The organism is Streptomyces spinosus (assembly GCF_020400655.1).
In the GTDB taxonomy this organism is placed as follows: Bacteria; Actinomycetota; Actinomycetes; order Streptomycetales; family Streptomycetaceae; genus Streptomyces; species Streptomyces argyrophylli.
Genome location: NZ_JAINRC010000001.1, coordinates 593,709 through 619,505, shown reverse-complemented (window position 1 = coordinate 619,505; position 25,797 = coordinate 593,709). Strand labels below are relative to the sequence as shown.

14 protein-coding genes are annotated in these 25,797 nt (G+C 70.7%); 11 read left to right on the top strand and 3 right to left on the bottom strand.

Annotated elements, in window-relative coordinates; genetic code table 11:
* Window positions 1-678: 678 nt before the first annotated feature.
* On the top strand, window positions 679-3,948 hold the full coding sequence (locus LG395_RS02610) for a GH92 family glycosyl hydrolase (protein ID WP_225808275.1): 3,270 nt from the start codon (window positions 679-681) through the stop codon (window positions 3,946-3,948).
* An 88-nt stretch (window positions 3,949-4,036) separates the two neighbouring features.
* Here the strand turns inward: LG395_RS02610 and LG395_RS02605 are convergent, their stop codons facing one another.
* Together LG395_RS02605 and LG395_RS02600 are read right to left on the bottom strand one after the other, a co-directional pair.
* Window positions 4,037-7,264, bottom strand: a complete 3,228-nt coding sequence (locus LG395_RS02605) for a tetratricopeptide repeat protein (protein WP_225808274.1) — start codon at window positions 7,262-7,264, stop codon at window positions 4,037-4,039.
* 212 nt (window positions 7,265-7,476) lie between these two features.
* Window positions 7,477-11,283: a GH92 family glycosyl hydrolase gene (locus LG395_RS02600; RefSeq protein ID WP_225808273.1), complete on the bottom strand. Its 3,807-nt coding sequence runs from the start codon at window positions 11,281-11,283 to the stop codon at window positions 7,477-7,479.
* Between the two features lie 342 nt (window positions 11,284-11,625).
* On the opposite strand from LG395_RS02600, the gene ngcE reads away from it, so the two are divergent.
* The 10 genes from ngcE (at window position 11,626) to LG395_RS02550 (ending at window position 25,255) form a co-directional block, all read left to right on the top strand.
* Complete coding sequence (gene ngcE, locus LG395_RS02595; protein WP_171151888.1) at window positions 11,626-13,071, top strand: N-acetylglucosamine/diacetylchitobiose ABC transporter substrate-binding protein; 1,446 nt, start codon at window positions 11,626-11,628, stop codon at window positions 13,069-13,071.
* A 29-nt stretch (window positions 13,072-13,100) separates the two neighbouring features.
* The gene (locus tag LG395_RS02590) at window positions 13,101-14,027 is read left to right on the top strand and encodes a carbohydrate ABC transporter permease (RefSeq protein ID WP_171151886.1); all 927 of its coding nucleotides are present in this window, start codon (window positions 13,101-13,103) and stop codon (window positions 14,025-14,027) included.
* A gap of 4 nt (window positions 14,028-14,031) precedes the next feature.
* Window positions 14,032-14,958: a carbohydrate ABC transporter permease gene (locus LG395_RS02585; RefSeq protein WP_171151884.1), complete on the top strand. Its 927-nt coding sequence runs from the start codon at window positions 14,032-14,034 to the stop codon at window positions 14,956-14,958.
* Window positions 14,959-15,163: 205 nt separating this feature from the next.
* Window positions 15,164-16,363, top strand: a complete 1,200-nt coding sequence (locus LG395_RS02580) for an ROK family transcriptional regulator (protein WP_171159609.1) — start codon at window positions 15,164-15,166, stop codon at window positions 16,361-16,363.
* A gap of 169 nt (window positions 16,364-16,532) precedes the next feature.
* Entirely contained in the window at window positions 16,533-17,606 is a 1,074-nt protein-coding gene (locus LG395_RS02575) for a sugar ABC transporter substrate-binding protein (protein ID WP_225808272.1), read from the top strand.
* 198 nt (window positions 17,607-17,804) lie between these two features.
* Complete coding sequence (locus tag LG395_RS02570) at window positions 17,805-18,596, top strand: ATP-binding cassette domain-containing protein (protein WP_171151880.1); 792 nt, start codon at window positions 17,805-17,807, stop codon at window positions 18,594-18,596.
* Window positions 18,593-19,873 (top strand): sugar ABC transporter permease, encoded by a 1,281-nt coding sequence (locus LG395_RS02565; RefSeq protein ID WP_171151878.1) that lies wholly within the window; start codon window positions 18,593-18,595, stop codon window positions 19,871-19,873. The genes LG395_RS02570 and LG395_RS02565 overlap by 4 nt, the downstream gene beginning before the upstream one ends.
* A gap of 194 nt (window positions 19,874-20,067) precedes the next feature.
* Window positions 20,068-21,996, top strand: a complete 1,929-nt coding sequence (gene dxs, locus LG395_RS02560) for a 1-deoxy-D-xylulose-5-phosphate synthase (protein WP_225808271.1) — start codon at window positions 20,068-20,070, stop codon at window positions 21,994-21,996.
* Between the two features lie 212 nt (window positions 21,997-22,208).
* Complete coding sequence (locus LG395_RS02555; RefSeq protein WP_225808270.1) at window positions 22,209-23,729, top strand: amino acid permease; 1,521 nt, start codon at window positions 22,209-22,211, stop codon at window positions 23,727-23,729.
* 71 nt (window positions 23,730-23,800) lie between these two features.
* Entirely contained in the window at window positions 23,801-25,255 is a 1,455-nt protein-coding gene (locus LG395_RS02550) for a glycosyltransferase family 39 protein (protein WP_225808269.1), read from the top strand.
* Between the two features lie 104 nt (window positions 25,256-25,359).
* Here LG395_RS02550 and LG395_RS02545 read toward each other — a convergent pair whose 3' ends face one another.
* Window positions 25,360-25,755, bottom strand: coding sequence for a PIN domain-containing protein (locus LG395_RS02545; RefSeq protein ID WP_225808268.1), 396 nt, complete (start codon window positions 25,753-25,755; stop codon window positions 25,360-25,362).
* Between the last annotated feature and the right edge of the window lie 42 nt (window positions 25,756-25,797).

The following is a 25,797-nucleotide window of genomic DNA, read 5'->3' as shown; positions in this document are numbered from 1 at the left end:
AAGTCCCCTCCGCGCGGATGCCGCCACTCGCCCGGAGGGCGGGCGGGCCGCCGCCGGCCGCTCCGCCAGCCCTGTGAGGCGCACGCCGGGCCGGTGACACGGAGGGGGCGTGACACGGAGGAGGTCGTGACACGGAGAAGGTCCTGGCGCGGGTCGCGGCCCGTCGTGAGGCGCCGTTCCGCGCCGACGCGGTTCACGCGGCTCCGGCCGAGGCGGCCGTCCGGTCGCGGGAGGGTGCGCCGGGCGTCACCGACGAGATCCGGGAAGCGGAGCCGGGCGGCGAAGGACTCACGCGAGCCCGGCCGCCAGGGGGACCGGGGCTGCACCGGCCCCGGGAACACCGCTGCGCGCTCTGGGCGGACCCGGTGACGTACGCACCGGGTCCGCGAGCCGGGCAGGCGAGGGGGGTGGGCTGCCTGTCCGGAGGGAAATGACCAGCAACCGCGTGGCTTGTGCGGCGAGATGGCGTGCGACATCGTTGTCAGTCGTCGTGCACATGACTCTACCGCCTCAACCGACAACGATGTCAACCCACTTGGCTGGTCCGGCCGGGTGAAGAGGGCGTACGCCTCCCGGCGCGCACGCGGTCTTCCGTGGTACCGGTGGCGCACGTTACTGTCCCTGCGGCTTGTGCGACCTGTGGTGCGCGACCCGTCCGTTAGGAGGAAGGGCCGCGTCATGCGTTTCAGACCTGCTTCCCTGCTGCTGTCCGCGCTCCTCGCGACCGCCGGCACGGCGACCCACGCCCTGGCGGCGACCACCGCGCCCCCCGGCCTCGTCAAGGACCCGACCCCGTACGTCGATCCGCTGATCGGCACCAGGAACGGCGGCGACGTCTTCCCGGGCGCCGTCGTGCCGTTCGGCATGCTCTCCTGGAGCCCGGAGAACACGCGCGGCGACGCCACGAGAACCGCCGCGCCGGGCGGCTACCAGTACGACGCCACCCGCATCCGGGGCTTCAGCCTCACCCACATGTCCGGCACCGGCTGCGCCGGCGGCAGCGGGGACATCCCGTTCTTCCCGTACGCCGGCGAGGTCACCTCCTCCCCGGCGAGCGACACCAAGGACGCCGTCTACGCCTCCGACTTCCGCCACACCGACGAGACCGCCGAGCCCGGCCACTACGAGGTCGGCCTGGCCTCCGGCGTCACCGCCGACCTCACCGCCACCGCGCGCACCGGCTCGGCCCGCTTCACCTACCCGGCGGGCAAGCCCGCCTCCCTGCTCGTGCGCACCGCCAACTCCGAGGTCGGCTCGCAGGACTCGACGGTCACGATCGACCCGGACACCCGGACCATCTCCGGCTCGGTCACCTCCGGCAACTTCTGCGGCTACCTCGACCCCGAGGGCCAACGCTCCTACTACACCCTCTACTTCACGGCCCGCTTCGACCGCTCCTTCAAGGCCACCGGCACCTGGCACGACGACCGGCTCGACCCCGGGTCCCGCGAGGCCTCCGGCGGCACCGGCGGCTTCTCGCACGGCGGGCGGCCGGTCGCCGGGAAGGGCGCGGGCGGCTACGTGGAGTTCGCGCCCGGCGACGGCCCGGTCAACGTCAAGGTCGGCATCTCCTACGTCAGCCGGGAGGCCGCCGCCGCCAACCTCGCAGCCGAGAACCCGCCCGGCCGGTCCTTCGACGCGGTCCGCCAGGCGGCCCGGCGGGCCTGGCGGGAGCGGCTCGGAGCCATCCGGGTCGGCGGCGGCACGGACGCCGACCGCACCACCTTCTACACCGCGCTCTACCACGCGCTGCTGCACCCGAACGTCATCAGCGACGCCGACGGCAGGTACCGGGGCGCAGACGGCCGCGTGCACAGGGTCGACCGTCGCCGGCACGCCCAGTACGGCACCTTCTCCGGCTGGGACGTCTACCGCGACCAGGTCCAGTTGCTGACACTGCTCGACCCGCGGACGGGGTCGGACATCGCGCAGTCCCTGTACGAGCTGGCCCGGCAGAACGGCGGCGTCTGGGACCGCTGGCTGCACGGCGCGAGCGGCACCCACGTCATGAACGGCGACCCCGCGCCGACCGCGCTGGCCGGCATCCGCGCCTTCGGCGGCACCGACTTCGACCTCGACGGAGCCCTGAAGTCCCTCGTCCGGGCGGCCACCGTCCCGACCCCGCAGGACCTGTCCCCGGCCGGCAAGCCCGTGCTGTCGGCGGGCCAGCGCCCCTCCCTGGACAAGTACCTGAAGCTGCACTACATGCCGAGCGTGTCCAACGCCTGGGGCGGGGCCGCCGAGACCCTGGAGATGTCCACCGCGGACTTCGCGATCTCCCAACTCGCCCGCGCCGCGGGGGAGAAGGGCACGGCCGACACCTTCGCCCGCCGCGCCCAGTGGTGGCAGAACAACTTCAACGTCGCCGCCGCGCCGGACGGCGGGTACATCGCCAACCGCAAGGCCGACGGCAGCTGGGTCACCGGCTTCACCCCGGACACCGGCAACGGCTTCGTCGAGGGCACGGCCGCCCAGTACACCTGGATGGTCCCGCACGACCCGGCGGGCCTCTTCGCCGCGCTGGGCGGCCGGGAGGCGGCGCTCGCCCGGCTGGACGACTTCTTCCACGACGCCGACGGCGGCTGGGCCTTCACCGGCAACGGCGGCACCAAGTCCGAACTGGACAACGAGCCGTCGATCAACGTCCCCTACCTGTACGACTACGCCGGCGCCCCTTACAAGACGCAGCAGACCGTCCGCGCGGCGATGCGGCAGCTGTGGTCCACCGAGCCCGGCGGCATCCCGGGCAACGACGACCTCGGCGCGATGTCCGCCTGGTACGTCTTCTCGGCCCTCGGCATGTACCCGCAGGTGCCCTCCCGCGCCGAACTGGTCCTCGCCTCACCGCTGTTCGAGCGGATCGAGATCGACCGGCCGCACGGCAACGACATCTCCGTCCGCGCCACGGGAGCGGCGGCCGACGCGCCGTACGTCCGGTCCCTGAAAGTGAACGGCCGCAGCAGCGACCGGCCGTGGCTGCCCGCGTCCTTCGTCCGCGACGGCGGCCGGCTCGACTACACGCTGGGCGCCACCCCGGACCGCGACTGGGGCGCCGGCAGCCCGCCGCCGTCCTTCCGGCAGGGCGAGCAGCCGTACCAGATCGGCGTCGGGCCCACCACGGCCACCCTCGCCCCCGGTGACAGCACGAAGATCGGCATCCGTGCGCTGTCGCTGACCGGCGGCACCGGTCCCGAGGTCCGCTTCCGGGTGCGGACCCCGGCCGGGGTGACGGCCACGCCCGCCGAGGGCAGGGTCACCGACGGCGCCCAGGAGATCACGCTCACGGCGGCCCGGGACGCCGAGCAGGGCTTCGCCGACGTCCTGACCACCGTGACCTCGGGCGACTCCTCCTACGAGCAGCCGGTGGCGCTCACCGTGGCGGCCCCGGGCACCCTGCTCGCGGCCTACAACAGCACCGGCGTCTCCGACGACGACGGCGACCACGACGAGGCCGACTTCGACGGCGGCGGCTGGAGCTACTCCCGGCAGGCCCTCGCGGCGGCCGGCCTCACCCCGGGCAAGCAGGCCACGGTCGGCGGTCTCGCGTTCACCTGGCCCGCCTCACCCGCCGGCCGCCCCGACAACGCCTCGGCGTCCGGCCAGACCATCGTGCTGAACAGCCCGGCGGGCGCCCTGTCCTTCGTCGGCAGCGCCGTCAACGGCAACCAGCAGACCAAGGCGACCGTCACCTACACCGACGGCACCACCGGCACCGTCGACCTGTCCTTCACCGACTGGACCGTGGGCGGTGGTGGCGGCTCCGTCCAGTACGGCAACGAGGTCGTCGCGAAGACCGCGTACCGCAACGTCGCCGGCGCGGACAAGGACCCGGTGGCGACGTACGTCTTCGCCACCGAGCCGTACCAGGCCCCGGCCGGCAAACAGATCAAGAGCGTCACGCTCCCACGCAACACGGACCTGCACGTCTTCGCCCTCGCGGTGCGCTGACACCGGCGGTGCGGGGCGCGTCCACACGGACTCCGCGCTCCGCACCGTGCCGGTGCGCCTTCGTCCCGGCCCTGGCCGGCGGATCGCCTCACCCAAGTTGGTGGAGCAGTTCCCGCACGGTGGCGAGCAACTCGTCCGGCACGAGTCCGTCCTCCTCGTACACCGCCACGACGCGTCGAAGCTGTCGTCTGGCCGCCGCGTCGGCGCCGAGCTGTGACTGGGCGAAGGCCAGATTCGACCGCGCGATCAGGGAGTCCCGGTGGTCGCGGCCCAGGGCGGCGTCCAACGGATCGACGAGCGAGACGAGTTGTCTGGCGGCGATGGCCGTGTGTCCCTGGCGCAGCACGACTGCCGCCAGAGCCTGGCGATCCCGGAGCGTCTCCGCGTGGTCCGCCCCCAGGTCCCGGCTCTTCGCGGCGACGATCCGGCGTAGTTCGTCCTCCGCCTCGGCGTCCCGGCCCAGCTCGAAGCAGATGTCGGCCAGTTTCCGGCGAGCCGCGAGGACGCGGGGCCCCTCGCCGCCGGCCGTATCCACCAAGGCTCCCACGACGGCACGGAGCAGGACTTCCGCGTCCGCGTGCCGGTTCAACCGGTGCAGGGACTCCGCATGGTTGAGTTGGGCGTCGACGGTCTCGCGATGGCCGGCGCCGAAGATCCGCTCCAGCGCGTGGGCCGCTGTCCGCAGCATTTTCTCCCCCTCGGCCGCCCGGCCGGTCGTGGCGAGCAGACCACCGAGGGCTCCGCGCGTGACGAGTGCCATGGGATGGGCCCCTTCACCGATCCGGTCCCACGCGGCGAGCGTCTCGCGCAGCTCCCCCTCGGCCTCGTCGAGCCGTCCGAGTTCCACGAGGGCGCGGCTGAGGTTGTTCCTGGTCACCAGGGTGCTGGGGTGGTCGCGCCCCTGAGCCCGGTCTTCCAGGGCCAGGATCTCCGTGAAGGCGGCATGGGCCTGTTCCACCTCGCCGAGTTCGAGGAGCAGGTCAGCGAGTTCATGACGGGTCACGAGCGTCGGCAGTGCCGCCTCGCCCAGGGAGTCCGTCTTGGCGCCGACCACCTGCTCGAACAGGGACCGGGCCCCGGCGAGGTCACCTCGGGCGCGCAGGGTGCGGCCGAGCTCGTGCCGGGCCGCCAAGGTGACCGGGTGGTCGGGCCCCAGTGTCTCCGCCGTGCGGGAGACGACGACGGACAGCTCGGCATGGGCGTAGGCGACGTCCCCGCGCTCCAGACGGAGCCTGGCCAGTTCATGGCGTGCCGCCAGGGTGGTCCGGTGATCCGGGCCGAGACTCTTCAGCGCCGATGCCAGGACGCGGGCGAGCTCCGCCTCGGCCTCGTCGTAACGCCCCTGATCGTGCCGGAGGTAGGCCAGGTTGTGCCGAGTCGCCACGATGCGCGGCGCGTCCGCGGGAAGGCAGTGCCCGAGGGCATCCAACGCGTGGCGGAGCTGCTCCTCCGCCAGCGCCCACACACCGGCCGAGTGCGCGTACGAGGCGGTCAGCGCGGCGAGATCACCGCGGAGCATCCACTCCTCCCCGGCCGCGTGGGAGGTGTCGGACGCGACCCACGTGCAGTGCGGTGCGAGCAGACGCCACAGCAGCCACGTCGACGTGTCGTCGCTCGGCAGCCCTCCGGCCACCTTCGCCAGCAGCGCGACGGACAGGGTCGTGTACTCGGGCGCGCCCGCGACGGCGTCCGGCTGCATGCGCGTGATCTCACGGACGAGCGGGTGGACGACCAGGGTGTCCACCGTCGAACCGTCCGCCTCGATCCGGCGGCGGTTCAGCAGCCCGCAGCCGAGGAGACCGCGCACGGCCTCCTCCAGGCCGGTCGCCGACAGCCCGGCGAACACGCTCGCCCGCGCCAGCACACTGCCGATGAGCAGCACGACCGGCAGGGGGTCGGGTGCGAAGAAGGAGATGAGCCGGAACAGCGGCCGTGCGACGGCTGCCCCTTTCGCCTCCAGCAGATCCAGGGACATCTCCCAGGTCCGCGTGAGCGGGCCGGACGGGTCGTGCGACAGGGCCGAGACGGTTTCGGGGAACTCCCGGTCGAGCGCCGCCCGGTACGCGGCGAACGAGCGCGGCGTACTTGACTCCGGAAGCACCGGGTCGTCGCTGGTCATGGCGAGGTACCTGCCCACCAGCAACAGGGCGAGCGGTAGTCCGCCGAGCCGCCGGGACAGGCTCCGCGCCTCTTCCTCCGTCCCGGCCCGCGGAGCGAGTTCCCGGAGCATCTCGGCGCCGTGCGTCTCGCCGATCGGGTCGACGGCGTGCAGGGCCGCCTGCCTCCACCAGGCGGCGGGCCGCTGCTCCCGGCTGGTGACCAGCACCGTGCTCCCCGGCCGGGGTGCCCTGATCCAGCCGCGTACCGCCGACGGGTCGTCGGCGTTGTCGACGACCAGCAGCCACCGCCCCGTACGCGGGTCGTCCAGCGCGCGCCACAGCACGTCCCGGGCCGCCTCCCGCCGCGTCCACACCTCGCGGGCCTCCTCGCGGGACACACCCGCCTGCACGGCGACCTCGCGCAACCCCTCCTCGAAGGTGCTGCGGGTCGCGGCGTCGACCCACCACACCCGCAACCCGGCGGCGCGGCCCCGGCGGGCGAGCGCCAGTGCCACCGTGCTCTTGCCGCAGCCGCCGGCCCCGCACAGCACCACACGGTCGCCGCCACGCGTCATCTGCTCCGCCAGCTCGGCCAGCAGCGCGTCCCGGCCACGGATGTGGTGTTCGATCGCGTCCTCGGGCACTGCGACCGACAGGTCTCCCGCGCGCTCACCGCCCATGCCCGGCAGCGAGGGCAGCCCCAGGTGCCGCTGGGCCAGGTGGATCAGGTCCGGCGTGGTGAGGAAGTCGGTGAGGGCGACCGCGTCGAAGACGTCCAGCTCGACGTCGTGGACCTCCCGTGCCTCACGTTGCAGTGCGTGCCGTGTGGCCACCGGCACGGGGGCGACGGTGAAGTACAGGACACGGTCCACGGCGCCGCCCTGTCCGCTGATCGCCGCCAGATCCTTCCTGACCTTGGCCGCGACGTTGGTCCTCTGGATGGTGCAGGCCAGGACGACCCGCTGTGGCGACGCGAGAGCGGCGAACTGCGAGGCCGGGGGGTGCGGCGGGTGGACCAGGGCCGTCCAGAAGCTTTCGCCGTCCCGCCCCTGGTCGCCCCCGCTGCTCACCGGTCCGGTGGCCATCAGCAGGTTGCTGACCAGACGCCGGCGGGCGACCTCCAGGCAGAGCCGCTCGAATTCGTGGTGCGCGTTGCGCTCGCCCATCGTGTGCAGCGCGAAGCGCACCAGCTCACCGATGTCCACGGGAGCGTGCATCGGTGGACCCCCCTCGTCGTACGCGGTGCGTGACAGGAGTCGATTCTGCCTCGGGGCACCGACAGAGGGGGGCGGAGCCGACCGGATCACCCTGGCGTGCGGGCACGTCCCGGGTACGCCGGCAGCCGGCCACCGAACCTGACGAGGCCCCGGGGGACGCCTTGGGTTCGGCGGGCCCCCGGGGCCTCATGTCAACGCGGACGAGCCGCTGGTCAGCCCAGCAGTTCCACCTCCGCCAGGGTCGACTCGCCGTCCAGGACCAGGCGGTACTTCGTGTAGGTGCCCGGTGCGGCGATGGTGAAGGCGCGGGTCTGGCGGTCCCAGGTGAACGACTCGCCGGAGCGGTGGTCCAGGGTCCGCCAGGTCGTGCCGTCGGTGGAGCCCTCCAGGGTCCAGCCGGTCGGTGCCTTCGTGTGGTCGGCTCCCGAGGTCAGCGTGTACTGGACCGGCCGTGCACCGGCCTTGGCCGGGAGGTCCGCCGAGGTGAGCGTCGCGCTCGTCGCCGAGGTGTCGTCGAAGAGCGGGCCGTCACCCTTCAGCACGTCCGCGCGGGGCGTCGGCACCTTGTCGTCCCGGGTGACCGAGACCGGCGCCGCGTCCTTCCCGGAGCCCCACGCCGACGGCTTGGAGCCCATGAAGAAGTCCAGCACCCCGCCCTTGGACAGCAGCGAGTGCGGGAGCGACGTCGACTTCCAGGGGCGGCCGTTGACCATGACGCCCTGGACGTAGACGTTCTTCGCGCTGTTGCCCGGCGCCCGCACCACCAGGTCCCGGCCGTTCTCCAGGTGCACGGTGACCTTCTTGAACAGCGGGGAGCCGATGGAGTACTCGCCGCTGCCCATCACCAGCGGGTAGAAGCCGAGCGCGGAGAAGAGGTACCAGGCCGACTGCTCGCCGTTGTCCTCGTCGCCGTGGTAGCCCTGCCCGATCTCACTGCCGGTGTACAGCCGGGACAGCGCCTCGCGCACGTACGCCTGCGCCTTCCACGGCTGGCCGGCCGCGTCGTACATGTAGATGACGTGGTGCGCGACCTGGTTGGAGTGGCCGTACATGCCCATCCGGACGTCCCGCGCCTCGGTCATCTCGTGGATGACACCGCCGTAGGAGCCGACGAGGTCGGGGGAGGCCGTCTCCGGGGTGGCGAAGTACTCGTCCAGCTTGTCGGCCAGGCCCTGCCGGCCGCCGTACAGGTTGGCCAGGCCGCGGCTGTCCTGCGGGGCGGTGAAGGCGTAGCCCCAGCCGTTGGTCTCGGTGTAGTCGTAGCCCCACACGCGCGGGTCGTACTTCGCGGAGTCCACGCGCCAGTCGCCCTTGGCGTCGCGGCCCTGGAAGAAGCCGGCCTTGGCGTCGAACAGGTTCACGTAGTCGCGGGCCCGGTTCAGGAAGTACTCCGACTCCTCCCGGTAGCGCTTCTCGCCGGTCTTCTCGTAGAGCGCCTCGCCCATCTTCGCGATGCCGTAGTCGTTGACGTAGCCCTCCATCGCCCACGACAGGCCCTCGTGGGTGTCGGTCGGGGTGTAGCCGAGGAAGGGCGAGGTCGCCATGCCCTTGCGGCCCACGCCCGACATCGGCGGGACGACGGTCGCGTTCTTCACGGCCGCGTCGTACGCCGCCTTCGCGTCGAACTTCACGCCCTTGACGTAGGCGTCGGCGAAGGCCACGTCCGAGGACGTGCCGGTCATCAGGTCGGCGTAGCCGGGGGAGGACCACCGGGAGGTCCAGCCGCCGTCCTTGTACTGCTGCACGAACCCGTCGACCATCTCGCCCGCCTGGGACGGCGTCAGGAACGAGTACGCCGGCCAGGTGGTCCGGTAGGTGTCCCAGAAGCCGTTGTTGACGTACACCTTGCCGTCGACGATCTTCGCGCCGGTGTGCGTCGGGGTGTCCGGGCCCGGCATCGCGGAGAACGGCGAGGCGTACCGGTCCTTGCCGTCGACCCGCTCGAAGCCCGAGTTGGGGTACAGGTACAGCCGGTACATGCCGGAGTACAGCGTGGTGAGCTGGTCCGGGGTCGCGCCCTCCACCTCGACCTTGCCGAGCAGCTTGTCCCAGACCCGCTGGGCGTGGTCCTTGACCGTGTCGAAGGAGGTGCCGTCCGGGATCTCCTGGCGCAGGTTGTCCTTCGCCTGGTCGACGCTGATGAGCGAGGTCGCCAGGCGCAGGGTGACGGTGCGGTCGGCGCCCGCGTCGAAGCGCAGGAAGCCCTTCACCCCGCTGGAGCCGCCGTCGGTGACCGGCTTGTCGAACTCGCCGTACACGAACAGCCGGGTCGCGCCCGTCGACAGGCCCGACTTCACGTCGGAGTAGCCGGTGACGGTGCCGTGCTCCTTGTCCAGTGTGAGCCCGGCCTGCTCGGTGACGTTGTCGAACAGCACGCTCGCGTCGTCACCGGGATAGGTGAAGCGGAGGGCGGCCGCGTGGTCGGTCGGGGCCATCTCGGCCTTCAGGCCGTTCTCGAACCGGACGCCGTAGTAGTACGGCCGAGCCGTCTCGTTCTCGTGCCGGAAGGGCAGTTCCCGCGCCTCGCGGCCGGTGTCCGGGGTGCCGGACGCGGCCGAGGGCATCAGCTGGAAGGTCTGCCGGTCGCCCATCCAGGGGCTCGGCTCATGGCTCGCGCTGAACGCCTGGATCGTCGGCAGGTTGTCCGCGTTGTTCGCCCGCGCGTACTCGTACAGCCAGCTCAGCGAGGACGCGTTGGTCACCGGGGTCCAGAAGTTGAAGCCGTGCGGCAGGGCCGTCGCCGGGAAGTTGTTGCCGCGCGAGAAGCTGCCGCTGGAGTTGGTGCCGCGGGTGGTCAGCGCGTAGTCCGACAGGTGCGCCTTCGGCTTCTCGGGCGCCACCGGCTTCAGGGCCACGTCGTCCAGCCAGCCGCGGAACTTCGCCGGGCCGTCGGGGGAGTCGTACGCCACCAGGATCCGGTCGACGGTCTTGCCGGCCGCGACCGAGCCGATCCGCGCGGACACGTTGTTCCACTGGTTGACGTACAGGGCCTTCGACGCGCCCTGCCCGCGCGGGGTGAGCGGGAACCCGTGCTGGTCCAGGGCGCCCAGGCCGCTCAGATAGGTGCCGTCGGTGAAGGCCAGGTCGACGGAGACGTTGGTGGCGTCGTAGTCGCGGTCACCGTCGGCCATCGACGGGAAGACGCGGTACGACAGCTGGGTGTTACCGCCCACCTTCACGTTCACGTCGAAGATCTTGTTGTACGAGTAGGCCCGGCCGGCCGCCGTGTGCCGGCCGGCGTAGCGCAGGGCACGCTTCCCGGTGAACCCGGCCCGCGCCTTGGCGGTCGGGGAGCCGCTCGGGCCCTTGTCGACCAGGGTCAGCATGTCCTGCGGCACCGGGCTGCCGCCGCCGCTGCCGGTGGAGAACTGCACATCGGCGAGCTGGAGGATGTCCGCGGCGCCGGCGTTCTTCGTCACCTCCAGCCGGAAGTGCTGGTACTCGGCCGGCTCGGCGAGGTCGTACGACTTCGTCTGGAAGCGCTCGGCGAAGTCCTCCCCCGAGCGGGTGTCGACCGTCTTCCAGTCCTTGCCGTCGGAGGAGCCCTTCAGGGTCCAGTCCGCGGGGTCGCGCTCGTCGAAGTCATTGGCCGAGGTGAGCGCGTACGTCGTTATCTTCACGGGCTTGTCCAGGTCGAACTCCACCCAGCCGGTGGGTTCGAAGGTCAGCCACTTGGTGCCGGGCTCGCCGTCGACGAGGTTCTCCTTGACCTCGCCGGCACCCGCGTTCTCGCCGCTGGCGCGGACCTCGGTGACATGGTCGGTGACATTGCCCGGGATGCCCGTGCTGTAGCCGCCGTCGACGCCCGAGGCGCGCTTGGTCCCGTCCCGCCCGGTGTCGACGGTGTTCAGCCAGTCCGGCGCCGGGTCGCCCGCCTCGAACGAGGATGCGAACTCCCGGTCGGGCGCCTGGGCCTTGGCGGGCAGGGCGACCGCCGCGCCCTGCGCGCCGACGGCCATGACAAAGGCGGCCGTGAGGACGACCGCCGGGCCCCATCTGTGCCGCGTTCTGCGCTGCATCTACCGATTTCCCCTCCTGCGCCCCCTCCGGACAACGTTGTCAACTACAGGGCGCAGGAACCAGTAGGTGGTCAAGTGGCCCGTGATGTCAAGGGTGTTGGCTGTGGCATTCAGGGACTTATGTCGCGACTTTTTCCGGCAGGCCCTTCCGTGGGCCTTCATATTTCCGCGAGGTCTCAACTCGGAAAAGACCCAACGCGAACCCTGCATTCGATCTTGCTCAGTTGGCGGGAAGTGGACTATACCTGTCGGCGTTTCCAGCACGACCCAGCACTACCCGACAGCGGTGCCGGGGAGGATCCGGTTCACCGCCTGAGTCCTGGAGAAGGCGAGGACTTGAGCATGGGATCCACTGTGCACCACGGCGTCGAAGGTGTAGGCCGTCGTGATCTGATCAAGCGGTCCGCGGCGCTCGGCCTGGTCGCGGCACCGGGAATGGGCCTGTTGTCCGCCTGCGCCAGCGGCGGCGGTGACGGACAGGACAAGGCGAAGGCGGGCAAGAAGACCGCGAAGAACCCCCTCGGCGTCAACGACACCGCGGGCATGGAGTTCGTCCTCTTCGACGGCGGCTTCGGCAAGGAATACGCCGAGGACGCCGTGAAGGTCTACGAGAAGGACTTCCCCAAGGCCAAGGTGAAGTTCGCCGCCACCCAGAAGATCCAGTCCACCCTGCAGCCCCGCTTCAACCAGGGCAACCCGCCGGACCTCATCGACAACTCCGGGGCCGAGCAGATGGACATGGGGGTGCTCGTCGGCAAGAACCAGCTCGCGGACCTCACCCCGCTGCTGGACGCGCCGTCGTACGACGACCCGGCCAAGAAGGTCCGCGACACACTGCGCCCCGGCATCGTGGAGATGGGCCAGTTCGACGGCAAGCCGGTCTGGATCCTGTACTACGCCTACACGGTCTACGGCGTCTGGTACTCGCAGAAGGCCCTCGACTCGCTGGACGCGGAGTACCCGCAGACCTGGGACCAGATGCTGGCCGTCTGCGAGAAGGCCAAGAAGAAGGGCATGGCGGGCTGGACGTACGCGGGCAAGTACCCGTACTACATCCCCTTCTCGCTCTACCCGATGATCGGCAAGGTGGGCGGCCGCGAGGTCCTCGACGCCATCGACAACCTGGAGCCGAACGCCTGGAAGCACCCCGCGGTCAAGGCCTGCTTCGAGGCCTACTACGAGCTGTACAAGAAGGGCTACGTGCTCAAGGGCACCCCGGGCCTGGACCACATCCAGTCCCAGACCGCCTGGGCCAAGGGCGAGGCGCTGTTCATCCCGAACGGCTCCTGGGTGGAGAACGAGTCGGCCAACGTCATCCCGGCCGACTTCGACCTCGCGGTGTCCGCGCCCACCGGCATCGACTCCTCCGACAAGCTGCCGTTCGGCACCATCTGGGCCTCCGGCGGTGAGCCCTTCATCGTGCCGGCCAAGGCGAAGAACGCCGAGGGCGGCATGGAACAGCTGCGCATCATGCTCTCCGAGGCGTCCTCGAAGAACTTCACCGCCAAGGTGAAGTCGCTGACCGCGTACAACGGGGGCACCAGCGGCATCAGCCTCACACCGGGTCTGAAGTCGGGCGTGGCGGCGCTGGACAAGGCCGGGTCCAACGTGGTGAATCCGCGGCTGCAGGACTGGTACGTGCAGTTGCAGAAGGAGAAGATCGGCGTGGCCGGTCTCGGCGAGATGATGGCCGGACGGCTCACCCCGGCCGAGGCCGTCAAGAAGATCCAGGGCTTTGCCGACGAAGCGGCCAAGGACACCTCGATCAAGCACTACAAGCACCAGTAATCCAGCACCCTGACAGCACCGGAGTGGCGATGCAGCACGGCAAGTACCGGTTCATCGTGGGGTTTCTGGCACTGCCCCTCGGACTGTACGCGCTCTTCGTGGTGTGGCCGTTCATCCAGTCCATCTACTACTCGTTCACGGACTGGACGGGCCTCAGCCCCGAATTCAAAATGGTCGGCTTCGACAACTACAAGAGGATGCTCGACGACGACATCTTCTGGAAGTCGCTACAGCACAGTCTGCTGTTCGCTCTGGTGCTGCCGGTGGTGACGATCGGTCTCGCGCTGTTCCTCGCTTTCATGATCAACGTGGGCGGACGGCGCAGAAGGGGCGGCCCCGTGATCTCCGGGGTCCGGGGCTCGTCCTTCTACAAGATCGTCTACTTCTTCCCGCAGGTGCTGTCGATCGCGATCGTCGCGCTGCTGTTCGCTTTCGCCTACAACCCGGACAGCGGTGCGATCAACTCGCTGCTGCGCGGCATCGGCCTCGACGGCGTGCAGCCGCTGTGGCTGGGCGATCCGAGCCTCGCCCTGTGGTGCGTGATGGCGGTGCTCGTGTGGTCCACGGTCGGCTTCTTCGTGGTGCTGTTCTCCGCGGGCATGGCCTCGATCCCGGCCGAGCTGTACGAGGCGGCGCTGCTGGACGGCGCCAGCCGCTTCACCACCTTCTTCCGCGTCACCCTGCCGCTGCTGTGGGACACCGTGCAGTCCGGCTGGGTGTACATGGGCATCCTCGCCCTCGGCGCCGAGTCGTTCGCGGTCGTACAGATCATGACGACCGGACCGGGCGGTCCCGACTACTCGACCACGGTGATGGTCCTGTACGTGTACCAGAAGGCGTTCCGGGACGGTCAGGCCGCCTACGCCACCACCATCGGCGTCGCCCTGCTCGTCGTCACGCTCGCGTTCGCGGCGATCGTGATGAGGCTGGGCCGCCGCGAGCGGCTGGAGTACTGAAGCGATGAAGACGACCGAGACCCCCGCACCGCTGCCGGCCGAGTCCGGCGCCGGCGTGACCAAGGTGGACGTGCCGCCGGCCGTGCCGTCCCCCGGGCGGAAGAGGGAGGGCGGCGTCCTCAACGTCTTCTCCCACGGCATCCTGGTCATCTGGGCCGTCATGGTGGTCCTGCCGCTGGTGTGGGCCGTGATGACGTCCTTCAAGGACGACAGCTCCATCTTCGGTTCGCCCTGGTCCCTGCCCGACACGCTGCACTTCGACAACTGGGCGCGGGCGTGGACCGACGCCAACATGAGCGACTACTTCCTGAACACCGTCCTGGTGGTCGGCGGCTCACTGGTCGGCACCCTGGTGCTCGGCTCCATGGCGGCGTACGTGCTGGCCCGCTTCGACTTCCCGGGCAACCGCTTCGTCTACTACCTGTTCGTCGGCGGCATGAGCTTCCCGATCATGCTCGCGCTGGTCCCGCTGTTCTACGTGGTCAACAACATGGGGCTGCTGAACACGATCCACGGCCTGATCCTGGTCTACATCGCCTATTCGCTGCCGTTCACGGTCTTCTTCCTCACGGCGTTCTTCCGCACGCTGCCCACCTCGGTGGCGGAGGCGGCCTTCGTCGACGGTGCCTCGCACTCGCGTACGTTCTTCCAGATCATGCTGCCCATGGCGAAGCCGGGTCTGATCAGCGTCGGCATCTTCAACTTCCTGGGCCAGTGGAACCAGTACATGCTGCCCACGGTGCTCAACACCGACCCCGACAAGAAGGTCCTCACCCAGGGACTGGTCCAGCTGGCGGCCAGCCAGGGCTACAAGGGCGACTGGTCGGGGCTCTTCGCGGGCCTGGTCATGGCGATGCTGCCGGTGCTCGCGGCGTACATCGTCTTCCAGCGCCAGGTGGTGCAGGGGCTGACCGCGGGGGCGCTCAAATAGGGGCTCGACCCGGCGCGGGCAGGCCCCGGGATCATTCCAGGACGCACACCGTCCCCTCCCCGGGGGAGGTGTGCGTCGGCGTGTCCATGTACCCGGAAATGGTTCAACCTCTTGACGGGAGTCGCCCCGAACGGCTCAGCTTAGAGTTCACTAGTTGGACATACACGGGGCCTCGCCGAAGCGGCCCCGCGCTCAGGAGGTCGTCGTGGAGACTCCAGGGTCGCAGTCGTCACTGCACCGAGCCAACCTGGAGCGGGTGGTCCGGGCCGTACGCCTGGCCGGATCCCTCACGCAGGCGGAGATCGCGCGGACGACCGGGCTGTCCGCCGCGACCGTCTCGAACATCGTGCGGGAGCTGAAGGACGGCGGAACCGTCGAGGTCACGCCCACGTCGGCAGGCGGGCGGCGGGCCCGCAGCGTCAGCCTGAGCGGGGACGCCGGCATCGTGATCGGGGTCGACTTCGGGCACACCCACCTCCGGGTCGCGGTCGGGAACCTCGCCCATCAGGTGCTGGCCGAGGAGGCCGAGCCGCTGGACGTCGACGCCTCCGCCGACCAGGGGTTCGACCGGGCGGAACAGCTGGTCAACCGGCTGATCGCGGCGACGGGCGTGGACCGGGCCAAGGTGGCCGGCGTGGGGCTCGGGGTGCCGGGCCCGATCGACGTCGAGTCGGGCACGCTCGGCTCGACCGCGATCCTGCCCGGCTGGGGCGGCACCAAGCCCGCCGAGGAACTGCGCGAACGGCTCGGCGTGCCGGTGCACGTGGACAACGACGCCAACCTCGGCGCCCTGGGCGAGCTGGTCTGGGGCAGCGGCAAGGGCGTCCGGGACCTGGCGTACATCAAGGTCGCGAGCGGTGTCGGCGCCGGTCTGGTGATCGACGGGAAGATCTATCGCGGCCCGGGCGGCACAGCTGGAGAAATCGGGCATATTACACTCGACGAATCCGGCCCGGTCTGCCGCTGCGGAAACCGCGGCTGCCTGGAGACGTTCGCGGCGGCCCGCTATGTGCTCCCGCTGCTCCAGCCCAGTCACGGCTCCAGCCTGACGCTGGAAGGCGTCGTGCGGCTGGCCAGGGACGGTGACCCGGGCTGCCGTCGGGTGATCGCCGACGTCGGCCGCCACATCGGAAGCGGGGTGGCCAATCTCTGCAACCTGCTGAACCCGAGCCGGGTGGTCCTCGGCGGTGATCTCGCCGAGGCCGGTGAGCTGGTGCTCGGGCCGATCAGGGAGTCCGTCGGCCGCTACGCCATTCCCAGCGCGGCGCGCCAACTGTCCGTTCTCCCCGGGGCACTTGGCGGCCGTGCGGAGGTGCTCGGAGCGCTCGCCCTCGCGCTCAGCGAGATGGGCGATTCGACCCTTTTGGAGGGTGCACTGCCGGTGGCGGCTCCTGCCTTCACTTAGAGAACGGATGGCACCGTTGCCATCTCGTTAAGGATTTACTTCTTGACGTCGCACGTGTGGCCGAGTTGACTTCCAGCCACCTCGGCCGCAACGACGCGGCCTCGTCAGGGAGGTTTGAAGAGTGAACAAGCGCATGCGTCGTGCTGCCTTTGCTTTCTGTGCCACCGCAATGACCGTCTCGCTGGCCGCCTGCGGCAGCGCGAAGGAGTCCGGCGGCAACGGCGACAGCGGGAAGACGACCACCCACAAGGGTGATGACATCACCGTCGGTCTGCTCCTGCCGGAGAACCAGACCGCCCGCTACGAGAAGTTCGACAAGCCCATCATCGAGAAGCAGATCAAGGATCTGACGAACGGCAAGGGCAAGGTCGAGTACCTCAACGCCAAGCAGGACGCGACCCTGCAGTCGCAGCAGATCGACACGATGATCACCAAGAAGGTCGACGTGCTGATCCTCGACGCGGTCGACTACAAGGCGGTCGCCCAGGGCGTGAAGAAGGCCAAGGACGCGGGCATCCCGGTCGTCGCCTACGACCGCCTCGCCGAGGGCCCCATCTCCGCGTACACCTCGTTCGACAACGTCGAGGTCGGCAAGACGCAGGGCGAGGCGCTGCTGAAGGCGCTGGGCGGCAAGGCCAAGTCCGGCAAGATCGTCATGATGAACGGCTCCGTGACCGACCCGAACGCCGCGCAGTTCAAGAAGGGCGCCCACGAGGTGCTCGACGGCAAGGTGAACATCGGCAAGGAGTACGACACCAAGGAGTGGAAGCCGGAGAACGCCAACGCCAACATGGAGGGCGCCATCACCGCCCTCGGCAAGGACAAGATCGTCGGCGTCTACTCCGCGAACGACGGCATGGCGGGCGGCATCATCACCGCGCTCAAGGGCGCGGGCCTCAAGACGCTTCCCCCGGTCACCGGCCAGGACGCCGAGCTGGCGGGCGTGCAGCGCATCGTGGCGAACGAGCAGTACATGAGCGTCTTCAAGTCCTACCCGCAGGAGGCCGAGACCGTCGCCAAGATGGCCGTCTCGATCGCCAAGACCGGCAAGGTCGACAGCTCGCTCGGTGCCAGCACCGTCGACAGCGGCACCGAGAAGGGCATCCCGTCCGTCATCGTCCCGGTCGTCTCGCTGACGAAGGACAACATCAAGGACACGGTCATCAAGCAGGGTTACTACACGGCCAACGAGATCTGCACGGCCAAGTACAAGGCCGCCTGCGACAAGATCGGCCTGAAGTAACACCCCCCGGGGCCGCCCAGGCGGCGGTCCCGCCGGCCTGCACGAAAGGCGCGCGCCCACTGTCCGCGCGCCCCGTGCCGGCACGTCCGGCGCCCCGCCGCCGACAGCCCCGCAGCACAACGGCGGGGCGCCGGACGGAACGCCCCTCACTCTTCATGTTCAACCTCCCGCCGGGGTCAGGCTCGGGCGGCGAAGGAGATGGTTCACGTGTCCGCTACGCCTGTGCTGGCGTTGCGCGGGGTCTCCAAGCGATTCGGTGCCGTTCAGGCGCTCACCGACGTAGAGCTTGAGGTCCACGCCGGAGAGGTGGTTGCCCTCGTCGGCGACAACGGCGCCGGCAAGTCCACCCTTGTCAAGACGATCGCGGGTGTGCACCCCATCGATGACGGTGTCATCGAGTGGGAGGGCCGCCCCGTCACGGTCAACCGGCCGCACGACGCCCAGAACCTGGGCATCGCGACGGTCTACCAGGACCTCGCCCTGTGCGACAACATCGACGTCGTCGGCAACCTGTTCCTCGGCCGTGAGATCAAGCGCCGCGGTGTCCTGGACGAGGTCGAGATGGAGCGCCGCTCGCGCGAGCTGCTCCAGACGCTGTCCATCCGCATCCCCAGCGTGCGCATCCCGATCGCGTCGCTCTCCGGCGGTCAGCGCCAGGTCGTCGCCATCGCCCGCTCCATGCTCGGCGAGCCCAAGCTGGTCATCCTCGACGAGCCGACCGCCGCCCTCGGCGTCGAGCAGACCGCCCAGGTCCTCGACCTCGTCGAGCGGCTGCGCGAGCGCGGCCTCGCGGTCATCCTGATCAGCCACAACATGGCCGACGTGAAGGCCGTCGCCGACAAGGTCGCCGTCCTGCGGCTCGGTCGCAACAACGGCGTGTTCGAGGTCAAGACCACCTCGCAGGAAGAGATCATCTCCGCCATCACCGGCGCCACGGACAACGCCGTGACCCGTCGTGCGGCGCGCACCACCGCGGAGGCTCAGAAGTGAGCATCGACAAGACCCAGGCCGAGCCCGTCGACGCGCCCGCCGTCGCGGCCGACGCCGCCCCCGCCGTCGACCCCCGCCTGCTCGTGCGCGAACAGGGCTTCGCCGGCTACGTCACCGAGTTCAAGCGGAAGATGCGCGCCGGCGACCTCGGCGCCCTGCCGGTCGTGGTCGGCCTCATCGCCATCTGCGCGATCTTCCAGAGCCTGAACTCCGCCTTCCTCGGGGCGGAGAACCTCAACAACATCTTCGTCGCCATGGTGGCCACCGGCATGATGTCGGTCGGCATCATCTTCGTGCTGCTGCTCGGCGAGATCGACCTCTCCGTCGGCTCCGTCTCCGGTGTCTCCTCGGCGATCACCGCCGTGATGAGCGTCACGCACGGCGTCAACGAGTGGCTCGCCGTCCTCGCCGCCCTCGCGGCCGGCGCCGTCATCGGTGCCCTGCACGGCTTCTTCTTCGCCCGGATCGGCGCGCCCGCGTTCGCCGTCACCCTGGCCGGCCTGCTGTTCTGGAACGGCTTCATGCTCCAGATCCTGGGCTCGAACGGCACGATCAACATCGACGGCGACGGCGTGGTCGGCAAGCTCACCACGTACTACTTCTCGGACGTGGCCGCCGCCTACCTGCTGGCCTTCGTCGCGGTCGCCGGGTACTTCCTCTCGGCCTTCCTCGGCAACCGCCGCCGCGCGCTCGCGGGCATCCCGTCCCGCCCGCTCAGCGACATCGTGCTGCGCACCGCGCTGCTCGCGGTCGCCGCGTTCGGCGTCGCGGTCATGTTCAACCAGTACAAGGGCCTGCCGCTCGCGGTGCTGCTCTTCGTGGTCGTCCTGGTCGGCAGCGACTTCGTGCTGCGCCGCACCGCGTACGGCCGCAAGGTCTTCGCGCTCGGCGGCAGCGTCGAGGCGTCCCGCCGCGCCGGTATCAACGTCACCCTGGTGCGCGTCTCGGTCTTCGCCATCGCGGGCTTCTTCGCCTCGGTCGGCGGTCTGTTCTGGGCCTCCAAGATCGCCGCCGCCAACCAGAGCGCCGGCTCCGGCGACCTGCTGATGAACGTCATCGCCGCGGCCGTCATCGGCGGCACCAGCCTCTTCGGCGGCCGGGGCCGCACCTGGAACGCGCTGCTCGGTGTGCTCGTGATCACGTCGATCCAGTACGGCCTCGCCCTGCAGGGCATCGCCACCCCGATCCAGTACATGATCACCGGTGGCGTGCTCCTCGCCACGGTCGTCATCGACTCGATCACCCGCAAGACCCAGAAGTCGGCCGGCCGCGCCTGAGCCTGCCCGACGCACCACGCCGTTGCCCGGCACCGTCCCACGGTGCCGGGCAACGGCGTGTCGGGACCGGCCGCACGGGTACAGCCGTTCGCGTGAGTCATGACCCCCCGCCCGGCCGTCGGGCGCGAGATCGGAACATTAGACTCGTCCAAGCCCGGCAACAGCTCGATCAGCTCTACTGCAAGGAGGCACGGGTGCCGCTGCTGACCCGCATCAGGGGACCGCGCGATCTGGACCGGCTCAGCCTGGAGGAGCTGGACCAGCTGGCGGAGGAGATCCGGACCTTCCTCGTCCAGGAGGTCTCCAAGACCGGCGGGCACCTGGGCCCCAACCTCGGTGTCGTGGAGCTGACCATCGCCCTGCACCGGGTGTTCGAGTCCCCGAAGGACAAGGTGCTGTGGGACACCGGCCACCAGTCCTACGTGCACAAGCTGCTCACCGGCCGGCAGGACTTCTCCAGGCTGAAGATGAAGGGCGGCCTCTCGGGCTACCCCTCGCAGGCCGAGTCCGAGCACGACGTCATCGAGAACAGCCACGCCTCCACCGTGCTCGGCTGGGCCGACGGCATCGCCAAGGCCAACCAGCTGCGCCGGCGCGACAGCCACGTCGTCGCCGTCATCGGTGACGGGGCCCTGACAGGCGGCATGGCCTGGGAGGCGCTCAACAACATCGCCGAGGCCAAGGACCGGCCGCTGGTCATCGTCGTCAACGACAACGAGCGGTCGTACGCCCCCACCATTGGCGGGCTCGCCAACCACCTGGCGACGCTGCGCACCACCGACGGCTACGAGCGCTTCCTGGCACGGACGAAGGACATCCTCGACCGCACCCCGGTCGTCGGCAAACCGCTGTACGAGACCCTGCACGGCGCCAAGAAGGGGCTGAAGGACTTCATCGCCCCGCAGGGCATGTTCGAGGACCTCGGCCTGAAGTACGTCGGCCCGATCGACGGCCACGACATCGAGGCGCTGGAGTCGGCGCTGGCCCGCGCCAAGCGGTTCGGCGGGCCGGTGATCGTGCACTGCCTGACCGAGAAGGGCCGCGGCTACCAGCCCGCCCTCCAGGACGAGGCCGACCGGTTCCACGCCGTCGGCAAGATCCACCCCGACACCGGGCTGCCGATCGCCTCCTCCGGCGCCGACTGGACCTCCGTCTTCGGCGAGGAGATGGTCAGGCTCGGCGAGGAGCGCGAGGACGTCGTCGCCATCACGGCGGCCATGCTCCAGCCCGTGGGTCTCGACAAGTTCGCCAAGCGCTTCCCCGAGCGGGTCTACGACGTCGGAATCGCCGAGCAGCACGGCGCCGTCTCCGCCGCCGGCCTCGCCTACGCCGGGCTCCACCCGGTCTTCGCCGTGTACGCCACCTTCCTCAACCGCGCCTTCGACCAGGTCCTCATGGACGTGGCCCTGCACAAGTGCGGCGTCACCTTCGTGCTCGACCGGGCCGGGGTCACCGGCACCGACGGCGCCTCGCACAACGGCATGTGGGACATGTCGATCCTCCAGGTGGTGCCGGGGCTGCGGCTCGCCGCGCCGCGCGACGCCGACCAGGTGCGGGCCCAGCTGCGCGAGGCCGTCGCCGTCGAGGACGCGCCGACCGTGGTGCGCTTCTCCAAGGGCGCCGTCGGCCCCGCCGTACCCGCCGTGGGCCGGATCGGGGGCATGGACGTGCTCCGGGAGCCGGGCACCGACCGGCCGGACGTGCTGCTGGTCTCCGTCGGCGCGCTCGCCCCGATGTGCCTGGAGATCGCGGAGCTGCTGAACAAGCAGGGCATCTCCACCACCGTGGTCGACCCCCGCTGGGTCAAGCCCGTCGACGAGGCCATGGCCCCGCTGGCCGAACGGCACCGGGTCGTCGTCACCGTCGAGGACAACAGCCGCGTCGGCGGTGTCGGCTCCGCCGTCGCCCAGGCCCTCAGGGACGCGGGCGTGGACGTGCCGCTGCGCGACTTCGGCATCCCGCCGCGCTTCCTCGACCACGCCTCCCGCGCCGAGGTCATGGCCGAGATCGGGCTGACCGCGCCCGACATCGCCCGCCAGGTCACCGGGCTCGTCTCCAAGCTGGACGGGCGGTTCGACCGTACGGCGGGTGCCGTGGACTCCGTGGAGCCCGCGCGCGACTAGGGTCTTCCGTCTGGATCAGGCCGGACCCCGCGAGCCCGGCACGATCCGAACGGCAGGCCCCAGGACACGCCCCCACGGGCCGGTTCCGCTCCTTTCCCCGGTGGCGGAACCGGCCCGTTTGCGTGAACCTGCCTGTGCCGGGGAATACGCTCCCAGGCCCTCTCGATCATGTTGAGCCATATCGAGGTCTCACAAGCGTGGGAGGTAGGTACGTGAGCAACGCGCTGTTCCGGACGAAGAACGTCGAGCAGTCCATCCAGGACACCGAGGAACCCGAACACTCGCTCAGGAAGTCGCTGACCGCCCTCGACCTGACCGTGTTCGGCGTCGGTGTCATCATCGGCACCGGAATCTTCGTCCTCACCGGCACGGCGGCGAGGAACACCGCCGGCCCCGCCGTGTCGCTGTCCTTCGTCGTGGCCGGTGTCGTCTGCGCGCTCGCCGCCCTGTGCTACGCGGAGTTCGCCTCCACCGTCCCCGTGGCGGGCTCCGCCTACACCTTCTCCTACGCCTCGCTCGGCGAACTCCCCGCCTGGATCATCGGCTGGGACCTCGTCCTCGAACTGGCGCTCGGCACGGCCGTGGTCGCGGTCGGCTGGTCCGGGTACATAGCCTCGCTGCTCGACAACGCGGGCTGGCACCTGCCCGAGGCCCTCTCCGGCCGGGACGGTGCCACCGGCTTCGGCTTCGACATCCTCGCCGCGGCCCTGGTCCTGGTGCTCACCGCCATCCTCGTCATCGGGATGAAGCTGTCCGCGCGGGTCACCTCCGTGGTCGTCGCCGTCAAGGTGGCCGTCGTCCTCGTCGTGATCATCGCGGGTGCCTTCTTCGTGAAGGGCGGCAACTACGACCCCTTCATCCCGAAGGCGCAGTCCGCCGAGGCGGCCGGGAACCTCAAGGCCCCCCTCATCCAGCTCATGTTCGGCTGGGTGCCCTCGCACTTCGGCGTCATGGGCATCTTCACCGCGGCCTCCGTGGTCTTCTTCGCGTTCATCGGCTTCGACGTCGTCGCCACCGCCGCCGAGGAGACCCGCAATCCGCAGCGCGACGTCCCGCGCGGCATCCTGGGCTCCCTGATCATCTGCACCACCCTGTACGTCGCCGTGTCGATCGTCGTCACCGGCATGCAGAAGTACAGCGCGCTGTCCGTGAAGGCGCCCCTCGCCGACGCGTTCAAGGCCACCGGGCACCCCTGGTACTCGGGCCTGATCAGCTTCGGCGCCGCCGTCGGCCTGACCACGGTGTGCATGATCCTGCTGCTCGGCCAGTCCCGGGTCTTCTTCGCCATGAGCCGCGACGGGCTGCTGCCCCGCTTCTTCTCGCACACCCACCCGCGGTTCCGCACCCCGTACCGGTCCACCATCCTGCTCGGCGGCGTCATCGCGATCGTCGCGGGCTTCACCAGCCTCAGCGAACTCGCCGAACTGGTGAACATCGGCACGCTGTTCGCGTTCATCGTCGTCGCCGTGAGCGTCATCATCCTGCGCAGGTCCCGTCCGGACCTGCACCGCGCCTTCCGCACCCCGTGGGTCCCCCTCGTGCCGGTCCTGTCCGTGTGCGCCTCGCTGTGGCTGATGCTCAACCTGCCCGCCGAGACCTGGATCCGGTTCGCCATCTGGATGGTCATCGGCTTCTTCGTCTACTTCTTCTACGGCCGTACGCACAGCCGTCTCGCCCGGCGCGAGCAGGCCCCGGCCGGCGAGGCCGCGCGCCCGCCGGAGACGACCGGCTGACCCGCACACTCGAGGGCCGGCCCCGTATGTCCCGCTTCGACCGGGACGGCGGGGCCGGATAGCGTGCGCTCATGCTCGCCGCCCCGCTCGCCCCCGCACGGACCACGCTCCCCCGGACGGCGTACTGGGCGCGGCTGCTGCCCCTCCTGGCGACCCTGGCCTGCGTCACCCGGCTCCCCTCCTTCCGCCGGCCGCTGTGGAACCCGGACGAGGGCTTCCTCGCCGTACAGGCGCGGCTGCTCGCCCAGGGCGGGGAGCTGTACGACACCGTCGTGGACCGCAAACCGCCGCTGCTGCCCTGGCTCTACCAGGCCGCGTTCGCGCTCTGCGGCTCCGGCTCCCTGACCCCGCTGCGGGTGCTCGCCGTCCTCGCCCAGCTGCTCACCGCCGCCCTGCTGGCCTCCCTGGCCCGCCGCCGCTGGGGCGAGCGCTCCGGCCGCACCGCCGGGGTGCTGTACCTGCTGGTCTCCGTCGGGCTCAACCCCGAGGACGCGCAGGCCGCCACCTTCGAGCTGTTCATACTGCCCTGGACGGCCGCCGCCCTGTGGTGCGCCGACCGGGGGCGCTGGGGCACCGCCGGGGCCGCCGTCGCCGCCGCGTTCCTCACCAAGCAGACCGGCGGCGCGGTGCTGCTGCCGGTGGCCTGGCTGCTGCACCAGCGGGGCGGCACCCGCGCGGGCCTGCCGCGGCTGGTGGCCGGCTGCGCCGCACCCGTGCTCGGCGCGGCCCTGGCGACGGACCCGGCCGGCTTCCTGTTCTGGACGGTGACCGGCTCCACCGCCTACGCCTCCGTCACCGGCTCCGAACTCCACGTCCTGGCCCGCGCGCTGTCCAACACCGCGATCCTGGCGGTGGCGTCGGCGGGGCTGCTCCCACCGGTCGTACGGGCCCTGCGGGGCGCCCGCGCCGAAGCCGCCGAGGCGTGGCTGTGGCTGTGGCTGGCCTCCTCGGCGGTCGCCGTGGCCCTCGGCTGCCACTTCTTCGGCCACTACTACCTGCAACTCATCCCGCCGCTCGCCCTGCTGGCCACCGCCGCGCTGCGCGTCCTGCCCCGGGACGGGCACCCGGCCGCCCTGCTCACCTCGGCCTGCTGCTGCGCCCTCTTCGTCGCCTGGGGCCTGCTCGCCCCCCGCCCGGAACTCGCGCACGCCGAACGGCTGGCGGCGGCCCTGGCGCACCGCACGGCACCCGCCGACCGGGTCCTCGTCTGGGGGATACACCCGGAGACGTACTGGCTGGCCGGCCGCACCCCCGCCACCCGCTACCTCACCGCGGGCCTGCTCACCAACTACAGCGGCGGCCGGGACGGCCCCCAGGTCGGCGAGAAGTACGCCGTCGCCGGTGCCTGGCCGGTCTTCCGGCGCGAGATGACCGCGCACGCCCCCGCCCTGGTCGTCGACGACTCCCGCGGCAAGCCGTACGCCCCCGCCCGCCTCCCCACCCTGCACCGCCTGCTGACGGCGGGTTACACGGAGGTGGCCAGGGTGGACGGCGCGGTCCTGTACGCCCGGGTGCCGCAGGGCTGACGACGGGGGCCTCGCGGGTGCCGCAGGGCTGACGACGGGGGCCTCGCGGGTGCCGAGGGCGGGTGCCGGCAGGGCTCCCCGGTCCCGTGAACGGGTAGTGCCGCTCAGGGCAGGACCGTGCGGGGGCCCGTCACCTCGGCGCCCAGGGCCGTCACGCGGCGGCGCAGTTCGCGGTCGGCGCTCACCACCAGGCGGGGCCGGCCGGCGTGCTCGGCGGTCAGCTCCACGATCCGGTCGTCCCCGCTGCCCGGCGCCGACTCCACCCGCACGCCCGGTACGGACGCCACGCCCCGGGCCGCGCCCTCGACCACGAGCACGATCTCCACGGGACCCGGGTGCCCGGGCAGGCCCTCGCCCGCCAGCCGGTCCCGCAGCCGCTCGGCCGCCCCCTTGCGGTCCCGCCACCAGCCGTCCGGCCGCGACCCGACGACGTTCGCGCCGTCCACCACGACGAGCAGAGGGGCGGGGGGAGGGGCGGCGGGGTCCAGCGGGCCGGTCATGGATCCCAGGGTGCCACGGCCCACGGCTCACGGCCGGGGCCG